The sequence below is a fragment of the Vogesella mureinivorans genome, from assembly GCF_007644035.1.
Classification (GTDB): domain Bacteria; phylum Pseudomonadota; class Gammaproteobacteria; order Burkholderiales; family Chromobacteriaceae; genus Vogesella; species Vogesella mureinivorans.
This window is the reverse complement of the sequence record NZ_VMTV02000115.1, coordinates 1-286: the sequence shown is the minus strand read 5'-3', so window position 1 is coordinate 286 and position 286 is coordinate 1. Positions and strand designations below refer to the sequence as shown.

The following is a 286-nucleotide window of genomic DNA, read 5'->3' as shown; positions in this document are numbered from 1 at the left end:
GCAGTTCTCGGGCCAGACCAAGGAGCGCCTGTCCTCGCGCCAGGCTGCAGCCTTTGTCGAGAACGCCGTCCACGATGCCTTTTCGCTGTTCCTGAACCAGCACGTCGAGATGGGCGAGCGCATCGCCCAGCTGGCGATCGAGCGCGCGTCTGCGCGACTCAAGACCGAGAAGCAGATCGTCCGCAAGAAGATCACCCAGGGCCCTGCCCTGCCCGGCAAGCTGGCCGACTGTTCCAGTCAGGACCTCTCGCGCACCGAGCTGTTCCTGGTCGAGGGCGACTCCGCC

Annotated in this window: 1 pseudogene; it reads left to right on the top strand. The window is 66.1% G+C overall.

The window, feature by feature from the left end:
* A pseudogene (locus FLQ44_RS02885) lies at positions 1–286 on the top strand (DNA topoisomerase IV subunit B); the annotation flags it as partial.